The organism is Crystallibacter degradans (assembly GCF_012952295.1).
GTDB lineage: Bacteria > Actinomycetota > Actinomycetes > Actinomycetales > Micrococcaceae > Crystallibacter > Crystallibacter degradans.
This window is the reverse complement of record NZ_JABBCH010000006.1, coordinates 211,528-232,212: the sequence shown is the minus strand read 5'-3', so window position 1 is coordinate 232,212 and position 20,685 is coordinate 211,528. Positions and strand designations below refer to the sequence as shown.

Here is a 20,685-nt window from a genome sequence, read left to right as displayed (position 1 = left end):
AAGGGTCGCGGCTTGCCGTGCACTCACCTGTGGATCGGAGCCGGCATCGCGGTTCCGCTGTTCTATGAGGGGCGAAACTGTGAAAGAACGTCTTGCTGCGCTGGCGGCTGCCGGAATACTGGCTGCCGGGTTCATCATCCCGGCCGCGACACCGGCCTACGCGGGTGAGCAGGCTACCGGCCTGTCTACAACCGACTCGACGTCGGTGGCCACGGACGATGCGACCGGCAGCTCTGCTCCGGCATCTGTCCTCGCCACACCCGAGCCAGCGCCGTCCGGTGCTGCGGATGCTGCTGCCGAACCCGTTGTGAAGCTGGAAGTCCTGAAGCGCGACGACGGCGACCCTGAGCTCAAGTTTGAGGGCCAGGCAACCAACGTGACCGGCAAGGCCGTCGAACTCCAGGTGTACTGGGACGGCGAGTGGGCGAAGCTGTGGACCTCGGACGCTCTGGAATCTGGCGATGAGGCGTTCCAGCGTACGTTCAAGTTCACCGAAGCCGCCGAACTCCGGTTCCGCGCCGCTGTCGAAGGCAGCAAGACGGTGTCCGAGATTGTGGAAGCGGCCTGGATCGATGAGGCGGCGTCGACAAAGCCGGCTCCCGAGGCTACCGGGTCCGCCACGGTCCAGCCCGCCAAGGAAGCTCCGCTGATGGAAGTTCCCGAGGCGGACGAATCAGCCCCGGCTACCGATGCCGCGACGCCTGCCCCGAGCACTGGCGTTCCGGAATCGGAAACGCCGGCACCAGTTCCGACCACGGAGGCTCCGGCCACGGAAACTCCGAAGACGGAAGCTCCCGCCACACAATCGCCAGAGACGGAAGCTCCCGCCACGGAATCGCCGGAGACAACACCGCCCACCGAAGCACCTGCGCCGGCCCCTTCGCCGACCACTACTACCGAAGCCCCGGTCACCGTCAAGGCCACTCCGCAGCCCGTGGTGAACAGTGTCCTTCCCACTATTTCCGGCAGCGCAGTCCTGGGCCAGACCCTGACCGCCAAGGTCGGCACCTGGACCACCGGCGCCACCTTCACCTATCAGTGGCTGCGCGAGGGCCAGCCGATCACGGGCGCCACGGCCACCACTTATAAGGTGACCACCGCCGACGCAGGCAAGCGGATCAGCGTCCGCGTGACCGGAACCAAGTCCGGCATGACCGCCACCTCCGCCACCTCGGCGCTCACGGCCAAGGTCATCCTGGGCACGGTGGCCAACAGCGTGGCCGCGACCATCAGCGGCAGCGCACTCGTGGGCAGCACGCTCACCGCGAAGGGCACCTGGACAACGGGCACCACCCTGGCCTACCAGTGGCTGCGCGACGGCCGGAACATCACCGGTGCCACCGCCGCAACTTACAAGGTGACAACCACCGACGCCGGGACGAAGCTTTCGTTGCGGATCACGGGCTCGAAGACCAACTACCGATCCCGGACGGTTACCACGGCCCAGACCGCGATCGTGGCCTACCCTGCCGCGCCGGGCACCTTGACCTACCGGAACTACACCGCGCCCAACGGCCTGACCAGCCAGTACCACGTGCTCGGCAACAACGTGGATACCTCGCAGCCGGTGGGCATCGTGTTCGTCTTCCACGGCGACTACAGCTACCCGGCGCAGTCCTACGTCCACCAGCCCACCGGCTCGATCATGAAGGGCATGGCGGCCGAGGCGGCCAAGAAGAACATGATCATGGTCCCGGTGATCACCCCGGACAAGGTCGGCGGCATCACCTGGTGGGAAGACATCGACCGCAACGGCGACTATTTCCGTTCGCTCGCGGCCATGCTGATTGCAAAGTACGACGTCGACGCGAGCCGGGTCTGGTTCCACGGCTACTCCGGCGGCGCAGAGTTCACCAGCATGGAGGTGCTCTCCGACCGGCAGAACTGGATCAAGGGCGGGGGAGCCACCATCGTCGGCGGCGGCGGCTACCGAAGCATGCCCACTGCCCCGTCCACCGCGGTAAAGAACATGAACGTCAACTGGATCGCCGGCAGCCTGGATGGACTGGGCGGCACCACGCTGGCCACTTGGTCAGCGCTCGGCACCGCCCAGCGTGCCGAACAGATCTATTCCGACAAGGGCTTCACCAAGACCACCATGACGGTCCTGCCCGGAGTGAACCACTGGTCCTACGACATGCCGGCTCTGCTGGCCCGTGACCTGCGGGTGTTGCCGGACCGGCTTCCGGCGGCCAATAAGACCGCGAAGATCCTGCCCGGCGACATCGCCGCGGTGGCGGGCGACGGTTCCTTGTACTCCTACCCCTCGGCCAAGGGCGGCGACCTGGCCCGGCGGACCTTCGTGTCCGCAGGCTGGCAGAGCGCGCTCAAGGTGGATGTGGCGGACTGGAACAACGACGGCGTCCAGGACCTCGTGGCGAACTGGAAGAACGGCCAGCTGACCGTCGACTACGGCCGGACAACCGGCGGCTTCCAGCGCGCGGTGATCGGCAGCGGCGGCTGGCAGGGTTACGACGTGCTCGTGACCGACTGGCGCAGGGGCGATAAGTTCCCCGGCGTCATCGCCAAGAATCTGCGCGACGGCAAGCTCTACGCCTACACCAACCCGACAGGCGAGAAGCACGGTCCCCGCACGCTGATCGGTTCCTCCGGCTGGCGCAACCTGGACCTGATGGCGATGGACTACGATCAGGACGCCAGGATGGACCTGGTGGTCAAGATGACCACCGGCCAACTGAAGCTGTACCGCTCCAACGGAGCCGGCCGCTTCATTTCCGAAGAGCGACGGGTGGTCGGCCGGTCCGGTTGGAACGCCATGGGCCACCTCTCCGCCATTCCCAATCATGTGGCCGACGGCGGGATGGGTATCCTCGCCCGGGACATGAACGGCACGCTGTACCACTACGCGGTGACCAAGAACCGGATCAACAAGCGGATCGTCATCGGCCAGGGCGGCTGGGAGACCCTGCGGCTTGGTTCCTGAGCCCAAGCTCATCTATAAATGACGCGCGGTTGCGGTAGGGCAACCAGCGCAACGCATAGGCGGGCGGTTGGCAATTAGCCCGCCGCCCGCCGTCATGCGCTGAACTGCCCTGGGCAGGCCGCGAACCTACGCGAAGACCGAAGCCTCTTCGATTCCGTCATCCTCGTTGCGGAGGTCTTCAAACTCCTTGGAATCGAATTCCTCAGGCTTGATCATCGGCTTTTTTGGACGGTCATCGAAGATCAGGCGAGTGACGTCTGCGCGAGCATAGTGACCCGCGGGGTCAACCGTGTTCTTCGCGAGAGCGATCTGGGCGAGGTCAAGGTCTGCATAGACGAGGCCTTCCTCCGTTGGATCCATCGGCTGGCTGATCAGGCCGGAATGCGGACCAAAGATCCGGGCGAATCCGCCGCCACCGGTGTACACCGGAGTGGGACCGCCCTCGGCATCCGGGAACTTTCGGGCGCCCTCGTCGGACATGATCTGGGTGGCCATGATGACGAAGGCGCTGCCCTCCAGAGCATAGGTCTGGGACGCGGCGATGATCGATTCCGGGCTTAGCGCCGGCACATTGCCCAAGATGCCCAGGCATGGCCAACCTGCGACGTGAATTTGCTCGTTCTGTGCGTACATGGCGTACTTGGTCAGCGGCTGAATGTGCTCAAAGCAGTTCAAAGCACCGACGCGGCCGATGGCAGTTTCGACGACCTTGATTCCGCTGCCGTCGCTTTCACCGAAAAGGGTGCGCTCCGCATGGGTGGGCTTGAGTTTGCGGCGGTGTAGGATGGTCTCCCCATCCGGCCCGATGATGGCTTGCGCCATGTAAAGGGAGCCGCCGTCCTTCTCGCTAAAGCCCAAAACCACGCTGATCTGATTCTCACGAGCGGCTTCGCGGATGCGGCGCAACTGGTCGCCGTCCACCGTGATCGAGTTGGCATGGTAGCGAGCCACAAACTCCATCTGCTGATAGACAGGGTAGGACCAGAGGAAGACCGGGTAGCCCGGGATCCAGGTCTCGGGAAACGCCACCAGTTCGGCACCTTCGGCTGCAGCCTGGCCAATCAGGTCGATGGTCTTTTTAGTGGTGCCTTCCGCGTCGAGCCAGACAGGCTCGGCTTGGACTGCTGCTACACGGATTGTCTTTCCCACGATTACTCCTTGTTCATCCCTGATGGATCGGATATTCCGAGACTATGACGCAGCACACTTACCTGTCCTTGGCGTTTTCTGCACGACATGGTGCATTTCCTGCAGGCGTTGGTACCCTCGTAGGCGTTGAACGTCCGCAGTGACGGCGCTTGGGGAAGCAAGAGGGATGAAGATGGCAGCCATTTATGCCTCAGACATTGCGGGATGGCAGGATATTTCCAGTAGCCATTTCGTACCGCTTCGCTGTGCCTCGCCCGATGCGACTTTTAGGGGCAGCCTGGTTCCGCTGCGGTTGGCTGAGGACGTCTCCCTCTGCAGAGTCAGTACGGGGCCGGTTCTGGTGGAGCGGACGGACCGTTTGGCGCAGCGTTCAGACAACGACGACGTTCTTCTCTCGCTTCAGTTGGCGTCCTCAGGAACGGTAAGGCAGCACGGCAGGGCGGCGCAGATCAATCCCGGTTGTGCCACTCTCTACGAGACCAACCGGCCATACGTCTTGGACCACCTGCAAGCCGGTCAGGAACTGCTGGTGTTGCGTGTCGGCAGAGACCGACTGGGCGTCCGGGGCAGGCTGATCTCCGAGCTATGCGGTCGCACGCTCGACGGCCGGATACCGGGCATGGCCGCTTTCAGCGGCTATCTGCGTGGTTTGGCCGAAGATACGGGGATCGATGACTTCGTACGGCCGGACATGGCTCGGGCTGGTGCCGAACTGCTGACCATGGTCCTGCGCTCATTCTCGGGCTTGGAGAGCAACGGCTGGGACAGCGACGCAGCGTTGCTGGCCGCAATGCGTTCCTATATAAAGGATCACTTGGGTAACCCGGCGCTGACTGTGGAAATGCTCGCCCGGGAACACCACGTATCGGTGCGCAAGGTCCATTCAATCTTTTCCGATATCGGGCAAACTCCCGCTGCTGTTGTCCGGGGCCTTCGCCTGAGCCGGGCGGCCTCGATGCTGACTTCCCGTGCTCCTGGGCAAACCGTTGCTTCCATCGGTGCCGCTTGTGGCATTCCGGATCCTACGACATTCAACCGCGCGTTCCTGCGTGAGTTCGGCTGCCCGCCTTCGAAGTGGCAACCTCACGCGTAAACGTACGCGCGGGATTCGAAGCAGGGCGGCTGGGAGACCCTGCGGCTCGGTTCCTGAGCATAACCAGGACGACCATGTAGGCGGGTGGCTGCGCAACGCAGCCACCCGCCGTCGTTGTTTGGCACGGCAGTGTCCGCCGCGAGCCACGACGTCTTTCCACGCTCCGTATTCCCTGTCATTCTGTAGTTGCAGGGCGGAATCCAGGACGAAGGAGAGCGGCGATGGGGTCGGCAGACGGAAAAATTGTGGTGGGCGTGGATGGTTCCGAGGGCTCGGTGGAGGCGCTGCGCATGGCCGCGCGGCTGGCGCCGGCACTTGACGCTTCCATCCACGCGATATCCTGCTGGCATTTTCCCGCGATCTACGAGGGGTATGTTCCCCCGGATTTCGAGGCGTTCGAGGCCTCGACAAAGAAGGAACTCGAGGCCGCCTTGGATCAGGCCTTCGGTGGGAATAGGCCGGCAGACCTGACCACCGAGCTATTGCGCGGTCCGGCGCCCGAGCTACTGGTCGAGGCAGGCCGGGAGGCCGTCATGCTGGTGGTCGGGCGGCGGGGACACGGCGGCTTCCTCGGCATGCACCTCGGCTCGGTCAGCACAGCCTGCGTATCCCATGCCGCGTGTCCGGTCCTGGTGCTGCACGAGGACGGAAAGATCCACAACCGCTCCGACCGCGCCCGGGGACGCCGGAAGCACTAGGCGGCGGCCGCCGTTATGCACTCAGGAGAGGTTGGATGCGCTTGAGTTCTTGTTCGTGTTTGATGGCTTCCACACTGAGGTCATAGCGCGTCTGCAGATTCATCCAGAACCGGTCGGAGGTTCTCAGAGCGCGAGCCAGTCGTAGGGCCGTGTCAGGACTGATGCCGCGCTTTCCATGAACAATCTCGTTGATGCGGCGGGGCGGAACGGAAATTGCGGTCGCAAGACGATATTGACTAATTCCTAGAGGCTTCAAAAACTCTTCCAGCAGTATCTCACCCGGGTGGATGGGGTCATGAGTGGTGGCCATGGCGGTGTCTCTTTCAGCGATAATCGGTGATCTCGACGTCATAATAACGCTGCGCGTTATTATCGGCAAGCGTTATTAGGGTCCTTGGCAGAATGCCAGTCGGCCCGTCGCGGTGCTGTAACCCGGATCAAGGGGCGGCCTTCACGATGTACGCCATCCCGTTCCGGCCGAGGTCAGGGAAGGCACCGATCCCGTCACCGGAGACGGCGGCGGGCAGCACCGTCTCCTTGCCCGCATGCCAGGGGCGCGGTTCCGTTCCCAGCGCCGGGTCGTAGCTGGCCGCCTGCCCCTTACCGGTGCCAGGTGCCGCGTACTTGCCGTAGACGATGCGGTCGGCACCGACAAAGTAAGGGCGGAAGTCCTCCGACTCGGTGTCGCGCGGGTCGGCGTTTTCCACCCATTGCCGCCCGGTCTCCGGGTCGAACATGGAAACCAGGACAGTGCCTTCCTCGAAGGACGCGAAACCGCGGCCCCGATGCCCCACAAACAGGAGCCCATTGAAGCCATGGATGTGGTTGGAGCCCGTCCGTAAGCACCCGTTGTTCAACTGCTCCGACGCGCCGATGCTTTCGCCGGTATGCACGTTGACAACGAGGCACTTGTCCGTGGCGACGCCACCGTTCCCGATGGCCAGATTGATATACGGGCCAACCGCGTTCGGGATGGCAATGAGCCCCTCATGGCGCCAGTCCCCGGTGAACGCTTCGTATCCCTGCTGGCGGCGGTCATCAAGCTCCATGTCCGCGAGGTCATCGACCCGGTTGAAGACGTCCACCCCGTCTACCCGCAGGATCCATTCATCGCCGTCGGGAACCTCAACGGTTTCGAACTCGCCGCTGACCGGATCGAAGACCAGCGGAGCCTCGGCGACCGGCAGATGCAGGGAGCCGCTGTGTCCGAGCAGCCCGGTGTCATTGTCGCCGTCGGAGGGGAACGTGTGGAACGTCCGGTGCAGCAGCTCGCCGTTGGCCCCGTCGAAAACGGTGATCACGGCAGCCAGGGCGCCGGGGGAGGGGCTTGCCCCTGCTGCCTCGGGTGGAGTTCCCTGGGTGAACACGGCGAAGAACTTCTTCCCGCCCTCATAGAGCTGAGCCACCTCAGTGCCCCTGGTCTGCTCGGGCCTGAGCTCCGTGGGTTCCTCCGACTGTGAGACTACGCCGCCGCGCCGGTCATAGACGGTCATGATGCCGTTTTCGGATAGGGCGGCGATGCCGGTGTCCAGGCCGTACGCGCCGACCACCCCGCCCTCGGTTACCCATGAGGCTCCGCCCGTCCACGGGTCCGGCAGCTGGGCGTCAAAGGAGTTGGTGGACCGGTAGGACTCGTGGGGCTCGCGCGTGGGCTCGGCGGATCCCGTGGAGCCCGCAGAAGTAGAGGGGACGGTGTCGGGTGGTTCCGGTCCGCCCGGGGTACAGGAGGACAGCGCGGTCACAGCGGCTGTTGCAAGTGCGACGGCCGTGGAGGCGTGCAAAATCCTCATGGCGCATCCTTCCCCAAGGCGGCGCACCGTCGCGTCGCGTGCGTTCAGAGTTACCCACCGCAGCCCACGCGTCAATCCACCAAACAGGGGGTGGAATACGACGGCGGTGTGAAGTACGACGACGGCACGACGAAGCCGTCCGCCCAGCCGGTTTGGCTGGACGGACGGCTTCGATGGGTTGACTACTCGGTTACCTCGAAGGTCAGGGTCTGCGTGAACTCGCGGCCGTGGACGTCGGTCGCGGTGACTTCGGCGGTGTGCTCGCCGACGGCGAGGCCGGCGGGCAGTTCCAGCCGCCAGAGGTGCATCATCCGGTCGGCCAGGCTGCCGCCGTGGACCAGCTGCTCCTGGACGGCGGTTGGGTCGGACCACTCGGCGCCGACCAGCTGGCCTTCGCCCTGCATCTGCTGGGTGCGGACCGCCTCGGCGGTGTCGCCGCCGTCGATCTTTACGTCAATCGTCGAGCCGGTGCTGCCCATCCAGAAGTTGGTGGTCAGCCAGGTCTCGCCTGCCAGGTCTTCCTGCGAGACGGTCAGCGGGTCGGTGAACTCCGGCGCGGAGCCCTTGTTGTCCACGTTCTCGGCGTACCAGCCGCGGTAGCGCGGGGTGTTCAGGCCCAGCGCCATCTGCAGGGAATCGTCTTCGCCGCGGACGGTGAAGCGCTCCTTGACGTCCGTGTTCTTGATGTCCAGAGTGAGCACGCCGGGCAGACCGCCGTCGCGCTGGACGGCAAGGGGGTAGCCCTCGGGCAGCATGCGGCCGGAGTACCAGTCGCCGGAGATGGCGCCCGCGGTGATGTGCGTGAATGGCAGGCCATCGACGCCGAAGACATCGGACCAGCCGACCATCGAGTCGCCTTCGCGCAGGTTCTCGATGCTGTGGGTGTGCCCGCCCAAAGCAATCACCTCGCGGCCTTCGAGGATCTGGTAGATCTCCTTGACCTGGTCGACCTGGTGCTTCGAGCTGCCCTGGTCAGCGTAGTCCAGCAGCGGGATGTGCGCGGCGAGGACGATCAGCTTGTTTTCCGGAACCTGGGCGATGTCATTGCGCAGCCACTCGAGCTGGCGCTCGTCCAGCGCTCCGTTGTACGGCGTGCCCGACTTGTACTCCACAGTGTTCAGCGCCACCACGTGGGTTTTGCCGGCGTCGTACGAGTAGTACTCCGGGCCGAGGTTGGCGCGGAACGAATCGAACGAGTGCTCGCTGCTGGCGGCGTCGAAGTCCAGGTCATGGTTGCCGGGCAGGAAGCGTGCCGGGCCGTTGAGCATGCTGGTCAGCTCGCGGGTCTGCGGGTACAGCGAGGGGTCATCGCCCACCACGTCGCCGATGAACAGGGCGCCGCAGCCGGCATAGTCGGTGCGTTCGGCCAGATCGGCGAAGGCGCCGGCCCGGGCGTACGGCACTTCTTCCTCTGTATAGGTCTGGATGTCGCCGCCGATCAGGCAGTGCTGCTCGGGTGACTGGGTCAGCTGGCTCTGGGCCAGCGGGAAGTTGACCGCATCCGGCAGCGGGCCGGTGGGGGCGATGCCGCCGTGCTCCAGCTCCGGGGAGCCTTCGGGCAGGTGGTGGTAGTAGAACTGCGCCACGTTGTTCTCGTCCACCGGCACCTGGTAGCCGCGCGGCTGGGTGGCGAAGACGGTCATGTTCTCGAACGCCGGCAGTTCGTAGCGGCCCTGGCTGTCCGTGGTGGTGATGTCTCGTCCGTTGGACACGGTCACGCCGCCGAGGCCGCGCTCGCCGTTATCCTGCACGGAGTTCCTGTTCTTGTCGTCGAAGACGCTGCCGTCGAGCGTCTCCTGATCGGCGTCCGGTCCTTCGACCACCTCGACGCCGCCGCGGTAGGCGTTCGCGGCCCAGCCGGTGTCGGCGGGAGCGCTGTCAGGCGCTGCGGTGGCCGCGGGGGAGAGCAGGACACCGCAGAAAATCAGCGCCACCGTGCCGGCGGTCAGGGCGATGGGTCTGGCAGAAGGTGATGTGGACGGGGTGGTATTGGGGTTCACCGTGATCCTTCGGTCGAGTGATGTTGGCAGCGGTTCTCGCCGCCAATGGCACTGTTCCAGCGTCCGGTGAACGTTTCACTACCGGCAGACCACAGGGAGGGGAAGCAGGCATAGCGACTCGCCCAACGCCGGGTGAAGTCTCCAAGCCCTGCGTCAAACAACGACGGCGGGTGGGCAGGCGCCGTCGTTGTTCGACCGAAGCGGATCTGGCATAGGGGTGCGAAGTCAGAGATAAAACGTACAATCAATAGCGGAAGCGTTCGCGGCGCTTCCGTTTTTGAAGTGCTTTTGCGCCGTCTCCCCAGCGGTGCACCATTGACAGGATGCCTATGTCTCAGCTCCGTCCCCGCCCGCTCTCTTCTGGAGTCGCCTCGTTCTGCGCAGCTGCACTGCTGGGCGGCTTGCTGTTCCCCGCCGCGGCAGTTGCCGCCGAAGAACCACGTCCCGCAGCCGCGGAGGAGCCCCGTCCCGCGGGCACCGAAGAACCCCTTCCGATGGCGCCGGAAGCCGGACTCGAGCGGGAAGATGTGCCGGCGTCGGGCCGGTTTGTCGTCAAGTTCAAGGAGAAGGCCGGGCGCAGTTCCGCCGGCCGCGCCCATGCCTACGGGAAGACGGCCAAAGACCTGGGCATCTCCGTCAAGGAAGTGCGGACCACCGCCACCGGGGCGCGAGTGATCGAAACCGCCGCGACGTTGGACTCCACCGCATCCGAGGACCTCGTGGCCGGGCTGGAGGCCAACCCGGATGTTGCCTACGTGGAGCCGGACCCGCTGCTGCAGCCGGCCGCGGCGGCGCCGAATGACGAGCTGTACGAACTGCAGTGGAACTTCTGGGAAGAGCAGGCCGGACTGCGTGTGCCCGGGGCATGGGATACGGGCCGGGGCGAAGGCGCGGTTGTCGCCGTCGTCGATACCGGCATTACCAACCACAGCGACCTGACCGCGAACGTGCTGCCGGGGTACGACATGATCTCCGACCCCGCGATGTCCCGCGACGGCAACGGCCGCGACCCCGATGCGCATGACGCGGGGGACTGGTACGGCGCCTACGAATGCGGCTCCAACACCGGCGGCTCGGGGTCGTCCTGGCACGGCACCCACGTAGCCGGGATCGTGGCCGCGGTGACCGGCAACGGCCAGGGCGTGGCCGGCGTGGCCCCCGACGCGAAGGTCCTTCCGGTCCGCGCGCTGGGCGCGTGCGGCGGCTACATGTCCGACATCGCCGACGGCATTATCTGGGCCGCCGGCGGCACGGTGCCCGGTGTGCCGGCGAACCCGAACCCGGCGGACGTGGTGAACATGTCGCTCGGCGGCAGCGGAGCCTGCTCCAACACCTCGCAGGCCGCAATCGATTACGCCTACAACGCCGGAGCCGCCGTGGTGGTCGCTGCCGGGAACGAAAACCAGGACGCGCTGAACTCCAACCCCGCGAACTGTGAGCATGTCATCACCGTGGCCGCCAGCGGCCGTGAGGGCAACCGCGCCGAGTACTCGAACTACGGCTCGGTAGTGGATGTAACCGCTCCGGGCGGGGACATGAGTACGGACTTCACCAGCGGCATCGCTTCCACGCTGAACGACGGCGCCACCGTGCCCGGCGCCGAATCGTACTTCTACTCGCAGGGCACCTCCATGGCGGCGCCGCACGTGGCAGGGGTGGCTGCGTTGATGATCGCCGGCTCCGGCGGAACCATGACACCGGCCGCCGTGGAGCAGCGGCTCAAGGACACCGCCCGGCCGTTGCCGGGCGTCTGCACGGCGGGCTGCGGTGCCGGGCTGGTGGATGCCGCCGCCGCGGTGGGGTCCGCCCCGTCGCCCACCCCGGAGCCGCCCGTGGTCGAGGTGGTGCCGAAAGACGTGGTTTTCACCGACAAGGACGGCACCGCCGCCGATGCCTACACGGTTCCGTCGGTCGAGGGTGTCCGCTACCAGGCAAACGGCAAGACCGTAGCTGCCGGCAGCCACCCGGGTAGCGGCACGGTGGTGGTCACCGCGGCCGCGCAGCCGGGCTACGGGCTGCAGCAGGGCTCAACCACCGAATGGTCCCACGCCTTCAGCGCGGCCGCCATCAAGGTTGACACCGCCGCACCATCACTGGCCGGCTCCACCGTAACGCCGGAAACGCTGAACCTGGCAAACGGCACGGACACCGTAACCGTCAAGGTGCAGGTGACCGACGGAACCGGGGCCGTGGCGCCATCGGTTTCGCTGGAGCATGCGGTGACGGATGAAACCGTGGGCCTCGGCGAAATGAAACTCGTTTCCGGAGACGTTAAGAACGGCGCCTGGGAACGGGCCATGACCGTGCCCGAGGGCGCATCCGCCGGCACCTGGGACGTCACGCTGTATCCGCTGCGGGACACCTTGGGCAACTCGTCGGCGGACTTCCGGAACCTGGGCAGCGTTGAGGTCACGGCGGGCAACTCCGCCCCGGAGCCCAGCCCCTCGATCACGTCCCAGGGCGAGATCGTGGCCTTCGATTCCCACGGCCAGCTCTGGAACTACGGGCACAGCGGAACCGGCTCAAGCCGTGTCATGATCGGCGCCTCCGGCTGGACCACCATGGACGAAATCCACACCGTGGACTGGAATGCGGACGGGTACATCGACATCATCGCCCAAGCCAAGTCCGGCAGGCTCTACTACTACCAGGCCAAGCGCGACGGCGGCTTCAGCCGCCACACCATCGGCAGCAGCGGCTGGGCGCCCTATGACCTGACCGTCACCAAGTGGCGGGCCGGCGATAAGTACCCCGTGGTGATCGCCAAGAACAGCTCCACCGGAAAGCTCTACGTGTACCCCAACGACTCCGGCACCTGGCTTTCCCCGCGGTACATGCTGGGCAGCAGCGGCTGGAGCGATTACACGCTGACCGCGATGGACTGGGACCGCGACGGGCAGCAGGACGTCGTTGCCAAAACCCCGGCCGGGCAGCTCAAGCTCTACCGCGGCAACGGCTCTGGCAAGTTCATCAGCGAGACCCGCCGGATAGTGGGCAGCTCCGGCTGGAACTCCATGAGCAACATCGTCACCTCCAACCGCTACGCGGGGGAGGGCACCGCCGGGCTGATCGCCAGGGGCAGCGACGGCCGGCTCTGGTACTACCAGGCGAACAAGGGCAGCTGGGCTTCGCGCGCGCTCATCGGCACGGGCTGGTCGAGCTACACCGTGGCGGGCCAGTAGAACCGAAGAACGACGGCGGTGCTCCACGACACGGAACGCTAACGTTTAATCCTGCATCTTTCGTGCGGGTATGAGGATGCTGTAGTTTTGTTGTCAGCAGTGAAGGAAAATGTTGGTGCAGTTTCCTTCATCTGCTGGCGCAGTTGGGGCGTTGGGGAACGATACTTCCTTGTTGGGGAATGATATTTTCTTGCCGTGCCCGAGTGCGTGTAAGTACTGGGAGGCTCTCAGTTCTGTTACCGCCGGGCACGTGCTTCACTTGATCCCCCGAAATCGGGTCAGCGCGTGCCCGGCTCAGCAGACTGTTGTGCTCCCCGTTTGGAAATAAGCGATAGACAGTTGGGGAACTGCATGAATCTACGACGTTTGCGGCGCAAATGGCGCCGGATGAAACCCGAAGCGCAGCGCGGCATTGCGAACGCAACAGTAGCGGTCCTGGGCGTGATGGTCCTGGCCGCCGGAGTTTACTCCATCACTCTTTAGCGCCGGCCAGCACTTTTGTGCCGGCCCGCACTTTTGTTCAGTACACAGTCGGATCGGCCGGCGCCCGCTCCCGCCGTCAGCAGGCTCGCGCCCGTATGGTTCAGAAATGCGCGAGCTGCTGCGGCTGCGGATGCTCCACCGGGAGTCAGAGTGGACGGATGTTCTCCGCCTGCAGGCCTTTCTGGCCCTGGACGACGTCGTATTCGACCTTCTGGTTTTCTTCCAAGGACTTGTATCCGCTGCTGGCAATGGCTGAGAAGTGGGCGAAGACATCCGGAGAACCGTCGTCCGGCTCAATGAAGCCGAAGCCCTTGTCTGCGTTAAACCATTTGACGGTTCCTGTTGCCATGATTCTTCTCCCAGTGCTCTTTCGATTGACCAATCGGGACAGCCCCATTTGGTCTTCGCCTCTCAACCTAAGGGGCAGACGGCAGAAGTCGCAAGGGTCAGCGTAAAGCATAGAACGTAGCCTGCCACCCGCCGTCGTGCTTTGACTGTTTTTCCTGCTCAGGGGCAAGGTTCAGTGTGGGGTAGGTTCTGGCGGGAGGCCGGGAACCGTGCCTAGGATGTGAGGAACAGCCCAGCGTCGGGCAGGTGAGGCGGTTCCTATGGCATTGAATCATGGGTACGGGGTGGTCGCGGGGGTCAAAGAGGACTACTTCCGGGATCCACCGAACGACTACGGGCAGTACTTCCACGGGAACCTGCGGCTGCGCACGACGGATGGTGTGTACAACTGTGCCATCGATGTCGACAGCAAGGCCGTCCCGAACGGCGTTCAGTGGCGGGTCATCGAGCTGCGGCCTTCAATGCTCAAGGGCGTAAACAAGCTAGCCGATGGCTGGCATCCACTCGAGTCCACGCCGGATTCCGGCGCGCTGGACTTCATCCGCAACAAGGACTTGAGCTGGCGGCACCATCTGGGGTGCATTCCGGGCCTGCTGGCCGCCGTGTTCCGGGTACATTTCCCCGTGCCGTGGAAGTCGGGCGTGAGCACCGAGGCGCTCGCCGACCTCGAGCCGCTGCTTGAAGTGTCGCAGCGGCTCTGGGTGTTCGGCGAACCGTTCCAGGACGGCCTGGGCGTGCACAACATCCACCAGAACCAGGGTGACCCGCTCGATTCGCCGTGGTCGGCGGAAAACGGCATCTGGCAGGACGGTGCCACCCTGGTGCAGCGGCAGGACGGCTCGTTTGCGATGTTCTGCAACAAGTTCGTCACCCAGTCGGTCCGGACGGACGAGCACGGCAAGCCGCGGAAATAGCGGATCCCATTGTCCGGTCCTTGAAGCGGGGTTAGTGTCGGAAGCAGGATCCATTCCATCCGAGACCGCAATCAATATCGGGCGGGGCGCATCTGCGCGGCTTCCCGAGGCAAGGAGGCTGGCATGGCTGAACGCCGGACTGAGAGGAGCCTGCGATGGGCTCCGTAGTGATATTTGCGCCGTCGCCGGTGCTGACCGTGACCGTGGAGGATGTGGAAGGCACCGCCGACATCCACCTCCACGCCGGAGGCCAGGGCGTGTGGCAGGCGCGGATGCTTACGGCCCTGGGCGCTTCGGTCACGATGTGCGGTGTGTTTTCCGGCGAGACCGGCCGCATAGTGCGCCATCTGATCGCCGATGAAGGTGTCCATGTGCTCTCGGTGGAGGGCCAGGGCAACGGCGGCGCCTACATCCACGACCGGCGGGACGGCGGCCGGAAGGTGGTCGCCGAATCCCCGGGTGACAAGCTCTCCCGCCACGAGCTCGACGAGCTGTACGGCCTGACCATCAAAGCGGGGATGGACGCCGGAACGGTGATCCTCAGCGGCGCCGCCCGGGAGGACGCGGTGCCGGCCGATGTGTACCGGCGGCTGGCCGCGGATCTCCGGACCGCCGGGTGCCGGGTCATTACCGATCTGACGGGGGAGCGGCTGTCCGCTTCTTTGGCCGGTGGCCTGGCCGTGCTCAAGATCGCCGACGACGAGCTCGTGGAGTCCGGCCGCGCGGCCAGCTCCAGCCCGGCCGACATTGTCGAGGCGATGCGTAAGCTGAACGAAGAGGGCGCGGAAACGGTGATTGTCACCCGTGCCCATCTGCCGTCCCTGCTGCTGGAGGAGGGCGAGGTCAGCGAGATACACATGCCGGAGATGCAGAGCGTGGACACCAGCGGAGCCGGCGATTCGCTGACTGCCGGTGTCGCCGCGACCCTGTCCGACGGCGGCTCGATGCATGAAGCGGTGGTGCTGGGAACGGCTGCCGGCGCGCTGAACGTGACCCGGCACGGCCTGGGCACCGGCGAGGCCGCCGCGATCCACAAGCTGAGCAGCCTGGTGAAGGTGGCTCCCTTCGAGGGCGAGGCTGAAGCAGATCAGTCGCAGCAAATTAGTCCGGACGAGCTGGCGCAGAAGATACGGAAACAATGAACAAGCCCAAGATGGTCCTGATCACGAACGACGACGGCATCGACTCCCTGGGTCTGCATGCCTTGGCGGCCGGTGCCGTGGAGGCCGGGCTCAACGTCACGGTTGCCGCACCGGTGGTGGAAGCCAGCGGCAGCAGCGCCTCCATCACCGCCCGGGAGGACGAGGGCCGCATCCGCATCGAGGAGCGGAAGCTGGAAGGCCTCGACGGCGTTCCGGCGTATGCGGTCCACGGTGCGCCGGGCTTCATTGCCATGATTGCTACCCATGGCGCCTTCGGCGACCCGCCCGACGTCGTACTTTCCGGGGTGAACCGCGGCGCGAACGTCGGCCGCGTGATCCTGCACTCCGGCACGGTAGGCGCCGCGCTGACCGCGGGCATCAACGGCGGCCACGGGATGGCCGTCTCCCTCGACACCGGCATGCATCCGGCCCACCTATACTGGGACAACGCCGCGCGGCTGGCCACCGGGCTGGTGCCGTTCCTGCTGGAGCAGGAGGCCGGCACCGTGCTGAACCTCAACGTGCCGAACACGGACTCGCCTGAGCTGCCTGAATACCGCACGGCCACGCTGGCCGAATTCGGTATCGTGCAGACCACCATGGCCGAACGCGGGCAGCAGCATCTTCGCCTGGCCATTGCAGACAGCAAAGAGGAGGCGCCGCCGGAGAGCGACTTCGCGTTGCTGGCAGCCGGCTTCGCCACAGTGACCAGCATCCAGCCGGTGACCGAAAGCAAGCTGCCTGATCTGGAGCGGAGCCTGCCGAAGCCAGCCGGATCCTAGGATGAACTTTCTTGCCCGTTCCGGTCCGGCACGATGGCGGCGGGCGTATGCTCGGCCTATGGATATTCCACGGGGATTGGCGGTTCTGGCCGTGGCCGCGCTGGCTCTGACCGGCTGCGGCGACAGCAGTGGCAACGAATCCGCCGGTTGCATGGAAGCTTTCGCCGCGGCCGACAAGGAACGGGAGCTGCAGGACACCGATAAGTTCCTGGAGCCGGCCTTCACCGCGTGCTCCAATTTGAGCGAGTTCGAGGCGGCTTCCGAGGCGCATCAGGGCGTTCTGGGCAATACGCTTCCCAGCAGGTATGTGACGGAGCGCTGCCAGAACGAAGCTGCGCTGGCCGAGACGCCTCTGTGCACGTCCTTGGGCACCGGTTATTAGGACGCGCGCCTAGTCATCGAAGACCGTTTGGGCCGGTCCCTGGCCGATAGCGGCCACAATTCCGGCTGCGATCTCGCGGAGCTTGATGTTCCGGCTGCTGGAGGCGTTCTTCAGGATGCTGAACGCCTCGTCCTGGCTGCAGCGGTTCTGGCCCATGATGATGCCGACGGCGAGATCGATAGTGGTCCGCGAGTCCATGGCCCGCTTGAGGTGGTCTGCTGTTTCCGTGCTGTAGGCAAGACGCAAGGCCAACTGCAGGGTTCGCGAGGCCTGGGCTGCATAGCCTTCCGCAGTCCGGACGGCGTCCGGCCCGAAGGTGTCCGGCTCCCGCGCATAGAAGTTCAAGGCAGCACCGCCGCTTTCGCCCAGGATCAGCGGCACTCCCATCATGGAGTAAAAGCCATACTCGGCAACGGCCGCGAAGTAATCCGGCCACCGGTTATCCGTGCGCACATCAGCAATGACCGTTGTTTGCTCGGTGGCAATGGCATGCAGGCACGGTCCCTCGCCAAAACCGTACTGGACCTCGTCCAGCAGCGTGGCCTGGGCGCTGCTGCTGGCCACCGTGAGCGCCCGCTTCTCCCGCTTGAGAGTCACTCCGCAGTGCACCTCGACGCCCCCGCCAAGGATGTTGGAGGAAAAGACGGCCAGATCCTCGAGGAAGTCGTCAACATCCTCGTTGCTGAGGATCAGGTCTTGGAGTTGTTCCGCGACGGGAGTCTCCGCGTAATTCTCTGTCATCGCTCAAGTCTAAGTTCCGGCCGGCCTAAATGCAGCGCCCAACTTTCGCCATCAGGTCCTGCGGACCTTGAGTGGTCAGGGCAGGCGCCGGCCCTTGTAGACCGAATCCGTGTTCAACTCGGGCACGCGTTCGCCGCAGTCCCGCTCAAAATCCTGGATACCGGCGAAACGGATTTCCACAGTAACAGCACTGGGCTGGCCAGCAGTGCCGGCAGGATCGGGTCCCACCACTAGCACCAGGTCTCCCGACGCCGGTAGTCCGTCCAAACCCGGCTCAAGGCAGAAAGGCAACCACCCGCCGTCGTTCTGTGGAATGCCGATCACCTGCCGCGACGGCGGGACACACGTTGACGTGTGGGCGGTGAAGTTCCGGAGCTCGACGCCGGAAAGCAAATCCAACCAGGTATTCCCGCCGGTTCGTGCCAGCAAGCCGATCAACGCGGGAGCGGCATGGCGTGCGCCGGTGATACCGATCCAGCAGGCCTCACCGGCGGGCAGGGCGACGAGGAGACGGACCGCGCCATCTGTGGCACCTACGATGCAGAGGGGCAGCGCTCCGGCACTTGTGGGCAGCGCCGTGAGTCCGTCAGCAGCGGGGCAGCGGTAGCGCTGGAACGATACGAACACCCCCTCCGCCACAGCATATTCAAACATCCGATCCCTGCCCTGTTACGCCGATTGCCCGGGCGGGAATGAGAAGCCTGCGTGCAGCGTCCTGGCTGTCCGTCGCGCCGCTGCGCTGGATCCAGTGCTCCAGTTGGCGGGCGTGCACGCGTTTTGACCCGGGGTCGGAGGCCCAGGCCAGGAACGGACCGAAATTCGTCACGGCATGCACCCGTTCCCAGAGCGATGCCGGTAGCAGTTCGGGGTTTGCATAGCTGGCTTGCGTCATGAGCTGCCAGCCGGCCCTGAAAATCGGCGGTACGGTGAAGGGCCCGGCGGTGCGTAGGGCGGGGTCCCTGCAGCGCAGCGACAGAGCGGCTACGTCCGGGTGCACGTATCCCACCATTTTCCCTAGCCGGACCACGGCAGCGTCGAAGGCGGCTTGCCGGGCTTCCACCCCGCGCTGGCTGTGTTCCATGGCGATGAGCAGCAGATAGCAACCGAGGATGCCGGCAATTGGATCGTTGTACTCTTCTAGCAAGAGCCGCTGCAGATTCATTCCGTGGCTCTTGCCGAGCAGATCCCGTCCCTGCGCCAGTCCCAGACGGGCGGACTCCACGACGCGGTCCTGCTCTACTGAGCCTGCCACGCCGTAGGGGCGCATAAAGACGGCCGCGTCCACCAGCGGTACAACGTCGTTGGCAGCGAGCCCGGGCACCAGCTCCGCCGGGGAGCGCTGCAAGGCAATCTGGGTGAGCCAGTCTCCGCAAGCTATAACGCTGGCCTCTCCCGCACGGCCGCTGCGAAAGGTCTGGCGGAGGTAGTAGGCGCCGGGCGGCACCCGTCGTGCCCACACAGCAACCGGGTCCGTAGGGGAGGAGCCATCCAGACTGCTGTCCTCCAGCAGGGAAGCGATGACCGTTCCGTCTGGCGAGATCAGTTCCAGCCCCTCCATCGGGTGGGCAAGGGGAAGCTGCGGGCGGTCCTCCGGATCCAGCCAGTAACGGACCAGCACGGAAATGGTAGGGGCGTCCAAGGCGGCGCCCGCGCGGCTGTCGGCCTGGGCCCCTTCGCGAAAGCGCGCTACGTGCGATTCGTGGATCAGCGCGGTTCCGGGGATGGGCGCAGGGGAGGGCACCTCAGGCGAAGCGGACATCGCGGGTTGCATGTCCTGGTCCAGCAAAATGATCCGTTCGAGCACCGTTGATATGTCGCGCCCGAGTTCAGTCCTGATCTTGTAAACGCCAGGGGCGTCGAACTCGTGCAGCGCCCCGGTGTCTGAGAAGATCCGCTTGAGCGTGTGGTCCATGATGGAGACCGAGGCGGCGGGATTGGCTGTCTGCACATCGAGGGTGAAAAGCCGGGTGGGATGAGGCGACAGAACCCGCGGCCCGGTATCGCGCATTTCCACTTCCATCGGCCCGGATCCGGTGACCTGAAAACCGTGACGGAAGCCTGCGTCCGGAACTTCCGCGACATACAGGCCGCGGACAAAATCACCGGTCCAACTGCTTCCGGTGATCTTTTCCATAACGACGGCGGCGTGCGGCCTTCCGGTCCAGACCTTTAGTTCCAGTCCGGTGAGGTCCCGGGGGAAGGCCAGCGTGACCAGATAGGCGGGCCGGTTGCGGAACCGGCGGAAGGTGATGCCGGCATCCGCCCGGATGAAGGGGTGCAGGTCCACCGCGGAGGCATTGCGGACGTCCTCCGGAAGGAACTGCGGCATGGTGTCATGCAGGAAGGCCTTGAGGCTTTCGGAAGTTACCCGGCCGTGTTCGTCCGTGGCGCCACCCCGGAGCCCGTGCAGCAGCGTCCAGCTGAAGACGCCGTGAACTTGTCCATCCGCCATCTGGTGTTCCAGGGCGCTCTTTGTCTGGGCGGCAACGGCCACGAAGGCAGGACCCGGTACCCCGGTTCCCACACCGGCGCGGATGGGAACACTGCTGACCGGGATGGTCTGGTGGTGGGTCATGCAGCAGTCCATCCACAGGACGACGTCCCTGAAACGCCGGGCCTTGCGGAAATTGCGCATCCAGTCATAGGCATAAACGTAGGACGGGATGGTGTTGGTAGCCTCGGCGGTAAACAGCGCTCCTTCTTCAAGCACGGGGGCGAAACCGTGCCCGGAGAAGTACAGGTACAACCGGTCCCCCGGCCGGTCCGCGGTCTCCTCTTCGAGCCAGGTCAAGGCACGCCTGATGGTGGCTTCTTCCGGCTCCGGTTCGTCAGGCTTGGGCGGATGGAAGTCCGCCGAACGGATCAACCGCACGTTCTCGGAGCTCAGCCCTCCGCCGTCGGCATCGATGAGCCAGTCATGGATGTCCTTCGCATCCGTGTCCGGTCCCTGCAGGTCGGCCGTGGCGTCTGCGGTAGCGAACTTGGGATAGTGCGAGATGCCGACGACGATGGCGTAGTCAGCCATGCTCTGGCCCCC

General features: G+C 65.1%; 17 protein-coding genes. 9 read left to right on the top strand and 8 right to left on the bottom strand.

Annotated features, from left to right (window positions below; all coding sequences use genetic code 11):
• Positions 1 to 79 precede the first annotated feature (79 nt).
• Positions 80 to 2,944 carry a hypothetical protein gene (locus tag HGO92_RS12455; protein ID WP_169995213.1) on the top strand — a complete coding sequence of 955 codons (2,865 nt, stop codon included), beginning with the start codon at positions 80 to 82 and terminating at the stop codon, positions 2,942 to 2,944.
• Between the two features lie 126 nt (positions 2,945 to 3,070).
• On the opposite strand, the gene HGO92_RS12450 is transcribed toward HGO92_RS12455, so the two are convergent.
• A complete protein-coding gene (locus HGO92_RS12450) occupies positions 3,071 to 4,093 on the bottom strand; it encodes a nitrilase-related carbon-nitrogen hydrolase (protein ID WP_169995211.1) in 1,023 nt (340 codons plus the stop codon).
• 172 nt (positions 4,094 to 4,265) lie between these two features.
• Between HGO92_RS12450 and HGO92_RS12445 the strand changes: the two genes are divergently transcribed.
• Together HGO92_RS12445 and HGO92_RS12440 are read left to right on the top strand one after the other, a co-directional pair.
• Positions 4,266 to 5,186, top strand: a complete 921-nt coding sequence (locus tag HGO92_RS12445) for an AraC-like ligand-binding domain-containing protein (RefSeq protein WP_169995210.1) — start codon at positions 4,266 to 4,268, stop codon at positions 5,184 to 5,186.
• A gap of 221 nt (positions 5,187 to 5,407) precedes the next feature.
• Positions 5,408 to 5,884, top strand: coding sequence for a universal stress protein (locus tag HGO92_RS12440; RefSeq protein ID WP_169995208.1), 477 nt, complete (start codon positions 5,408 to 5,410; stop codon positions 5,882 to 5,884).
• Positions 5,885 to 5,897: 13 nt separating this feature from the next.
• Here HGO92_RS12440 and HGO92_RS12435 read toward each other — a convergent pair whose 3' ends face one another.
• The 3 genes from HGO92_RS12435 to HGO92_RS12425 form a co-directional block, all read right to left on the bottom strand.
• Positions 5,898 to 6,194, bottom strand: a complete 297-nt coding sequence (locus HGO92_RS12435; protein ID WP_169995207.1) for a HigA family addiction module antitoxin — start codon at positions 6,192 to 6,194, stop codon at positions 5,898 to 5,900.
• 127 nt (positions 6,195 to 6,321) lie between these two features.
• Positions 6,322 to 7,674, bottom strand: coding sequence for a hypothetical protein (locus tag HGO92_RS12430; protein WP_169995205.1), 1,353 nt, complete (start codon positions 7,672 to 7,674; stop codon positions 6,322 to 6,324).
• A gap of 182 nt (positions 7,675 to 7,856) precedes the next feature.
• Positions 7,857 to 9,674, bottom strand: coding sequence for a calcineurin-like phosphoesterase C-terminal domain-containing protein (locus HGO92_RS12425; RefSeq protein ID WP_346768945.1), 1,818 nt, complete (start codon positions 9,672 to 9,674; stop codon positions 7,857 to 7,859).
• Positions 9,675 to 10,003: 329 nt separating this feature from the next.
• Here HGO92_RS12425 and HGO92_RS12420 point away from each other — a divergent pair, with 329 nt between their 5' ends.
• Together HGO92_RS12420 and HGO92_RS24255 are read left to right on the top strand one after the other, a co-directional pair.
• Positions 10,004 to 12,856 carry a S8 family serine peptidase gene (locus HGO92_RS12420; RefSeq protein ID WP_240974588.1) on the top strand — a complete coding sequence of 951 codons (2,853 nt, stop codon included), beginning with the start codon at positions 10,004 to 10,006 and terminating at the stop codon, positions 12,854 to 12,856.
• Between the two features lie 351 nt (positions 12,857 to 13,207).
• Positions 13,208 to 13,339, top strand: a complete 132-nt coding sequence (locus HGO92_RS24255; protein ID WP_264668197.1) for a hypothetical protein — start codon at positions 13,208 to 13,210, stop codon at positions 13,337 to 13,339.
• Positions 13,340 to 13,484: 145 nt separating this feature from the next.
• Here the strand turns inward: HGO92_RS24255 and HGO92_RS12415 are convergent, their stop codons facing one another.
• Complete coding sequence (locus HGO92_RS12415) at positions 13,485 to 13,688, bottom strand: cold-shock protein (RefSeq protein ID WP_169995204.1); 204 nt, start codon at positions 13,686 to 13,688, stop codon at positions 13,485 to 13,487.
• A 259-nt stretch (positions 13,689 to 13,947) separates the two neighbouring features.
• Between HGO92_RS12415 and HGO92_RS12410 the strand changes: the two genes are divergently transcribed.
• From HGO92_RS12410 to HGO92_RS12395, 4 genes are all read left to right on the top strand, one after another.
• Entirely contained in the window at positions 13,948 to 14,601 is a 654-nt protein-coding gene (locus tag HGO92_RS12410) for a DUF2278 family protein (protein WP_169995202.1), read from the top strand.
• Positions 14,602 to 14,756: 155 nt separating this feature from the next.
• On the top strand, positions 14,757 to 15,743 hold the full coding sequence (locus HGO92_RS12405; protein WP_169995200.1) for a 1-phosphofructokinase family hexose kinase: 987 nt from the start codon (positions 14,757 to 14,759) through the stop codon (positions 15,741 to 15,743).
• Positions 15,740 to 16,525, top strand: coding sequence for a 5'/3'-nucleotidase SurE (gene surE / locus HGO92_RS12400; RefSeq protein WP_169995198.1), 786 nt, complete (start codon positions 15,740 to 15,742; stop codon positions 16,523 to 16,525). The genes HGO92_RS12405 and surE overlap by 4 nt, the downstream gene beginning before the upstream one ends.
• Positions 16,526 to 16,583: 58 nt before the next feature.
• Positions 16,584 to 16,907: a hypothetical protein gene (locus tag HGO92_RS12395; RefSeq protein WP_169995196.1), complete on the top strand. Its 324-nt coding sequence runs from the start codon at positions 16,584 to 16,586 to the stop codon at positions 16,905 to 16,907.
• Between the two features lie 9 nt (positions 16,908 to 16,916).
• Here the strand turns inward: HGO92_RS12395 and HGO92_RS12390 are convergent, their stop codons facing one another.
• The 3 genes from HGO92_RS12390 to HGO92_RS12380 all read right to left on the bottom strand — a co-directional run bounded on the left by HGO92_RS12390 (position 16,917) and on the right by HGO92_RS12380 (position 20,673).
• Positions 16,917 to 17,648, bottom strand: coding sequence for a GAF and ANTAR domain-containing protein (locus tag HGO92_RS12390; protein ID WP_169995194.1), 732 nt, complete (start codon positions 17,646 to 17,648; stop codon positions 16,917 to 16,919).
• A gap of 75 nt (positions 17,649 to 17,723) precedes the next feature.
• A complete protein-coding gene (locus HGO92_RS12385; RefSeq protein WP_169995192.1) occupies positions 17,724 to 18,302 on the bottom strand; it encodes a hypothetical protein in 579 nt (192 codons plus the stop codon).
• Positions 18,295 to 20,673 carry a caspase family protein gene (locus HGO92_RS12380; protein WP_169995190.1) on the bottom strand — a complete coding sequence of 793 codons (2,379 nt, stop codon included), beginning with the start codon at positions 20,671 to 20,673 and terminating at the stop codon, positions 18,295 to 18,297. The genes HGO92_RS12385 and HGO92_RS12380 overlap by 8 nt, the downstream gene beginning before the upstream one ends.
• Positions 20,674 to 20,685: the final 12 nt, after the last annotated feature.

Bases quoted from the DNA above. Each gene is read 5' to 3' on its own strand.
- HGO92_RS12445 (WP_169995210.1), top strand. From the start codon at position 4,266: ATGGCAGCCATTTATGCCTCAGACATTGCGGGATGGCAGGATATTTCC.
- HGO92_RS12440 (WP_169995208.1), top strand. From the start codon at position 5,408: ATGGGGTCGGCAGACGGAAAAATTGTGGTGGGCGTGGATGGTTCCGAG.
- HGO92_RS12435 (WP_169995207.1), bottom strand. From the start codon at position 6,194: ATGGCCACCACTCATGACCCCATCCACCCGGGTGAGATACTGCTGGAA.
- HGO92_RS12430 (WP_169995205.1), bottom strand. From the start codon at position 7,674: ATGAGGATTTTGCACGCCTCCACGGCCGTCGCACTTGCAACAGCCGCT.
- HGO92_RS12420 (WP_240974588.1), top strand. From the start codon at position 10,004: ATGTCTCAGCTCCGTCCCCGCCCGCTCTCTTCTGGAGTCGCCTCGTTC.
- HGO92_RS24255 (WP_264668197.1), top strand. From the start codon at position 13,208: ATGAATCTACGACGTTTGCGGCGCAAATGGCGCCGGATGAAACCCGAA.
- HGO92_RS12415 (WP_169995204.1), bottom strand. From the start codon at position 13,688: ATGGCAACAGGAACCGTCAAATGGTTTAACGCAGACAAGGGCTTCGGC.
- HGO92_RS12410 (WP_169995202.1), top strand. From the start codon at position 13,948: ATGGCATTGAATCATGGGTACGGGGTGGTCGCGGGGGTCAAAGAGGAC.
- HGO92_RS12405 (WP_169995200.1), top strand. From the start codon at position 14,757: ATGGGCTCCGTAGTGATATTTGCGCCGTCGCCGGTGCTGACCGTGACC.
- surE (WP_169995198.1), top strand. From the start codon at position 15,740: ATGAACAAGCCCAAGATGGTCCTGATCACGAACGACGACGGCATCGAC.
- HGO92_RS12395 (WP_169995196.1), top strand. From the start codon at position 16,584: ATGGATATTCCACGGGGATTGGCGGTTCTGGCCGTGGCCGCGCTGGCT.
- HGO92_RS12390 (WP_169995194.1), bottom strand. From the start codon at position 17,648: ATGACAGAGAATTACGCGGAGACTCCCGTCGCGGAACAACTCCAAGAC.
- HGO92_RS12385 (WP_169995192.1), bottom strand. From the start codon at position 18,302: ATGTTTGAATATGCTGTGGCGGAGGGGGTGTTCGTATCGTTCCAGCGC.
- HGO92_RS12380 (WP_169995190.1), bottom strand. From the start codon at position 20,673: ATGGCTGACTACGCCATCGTCGTCGGCATCTCGCACTATCCCAAGTTC.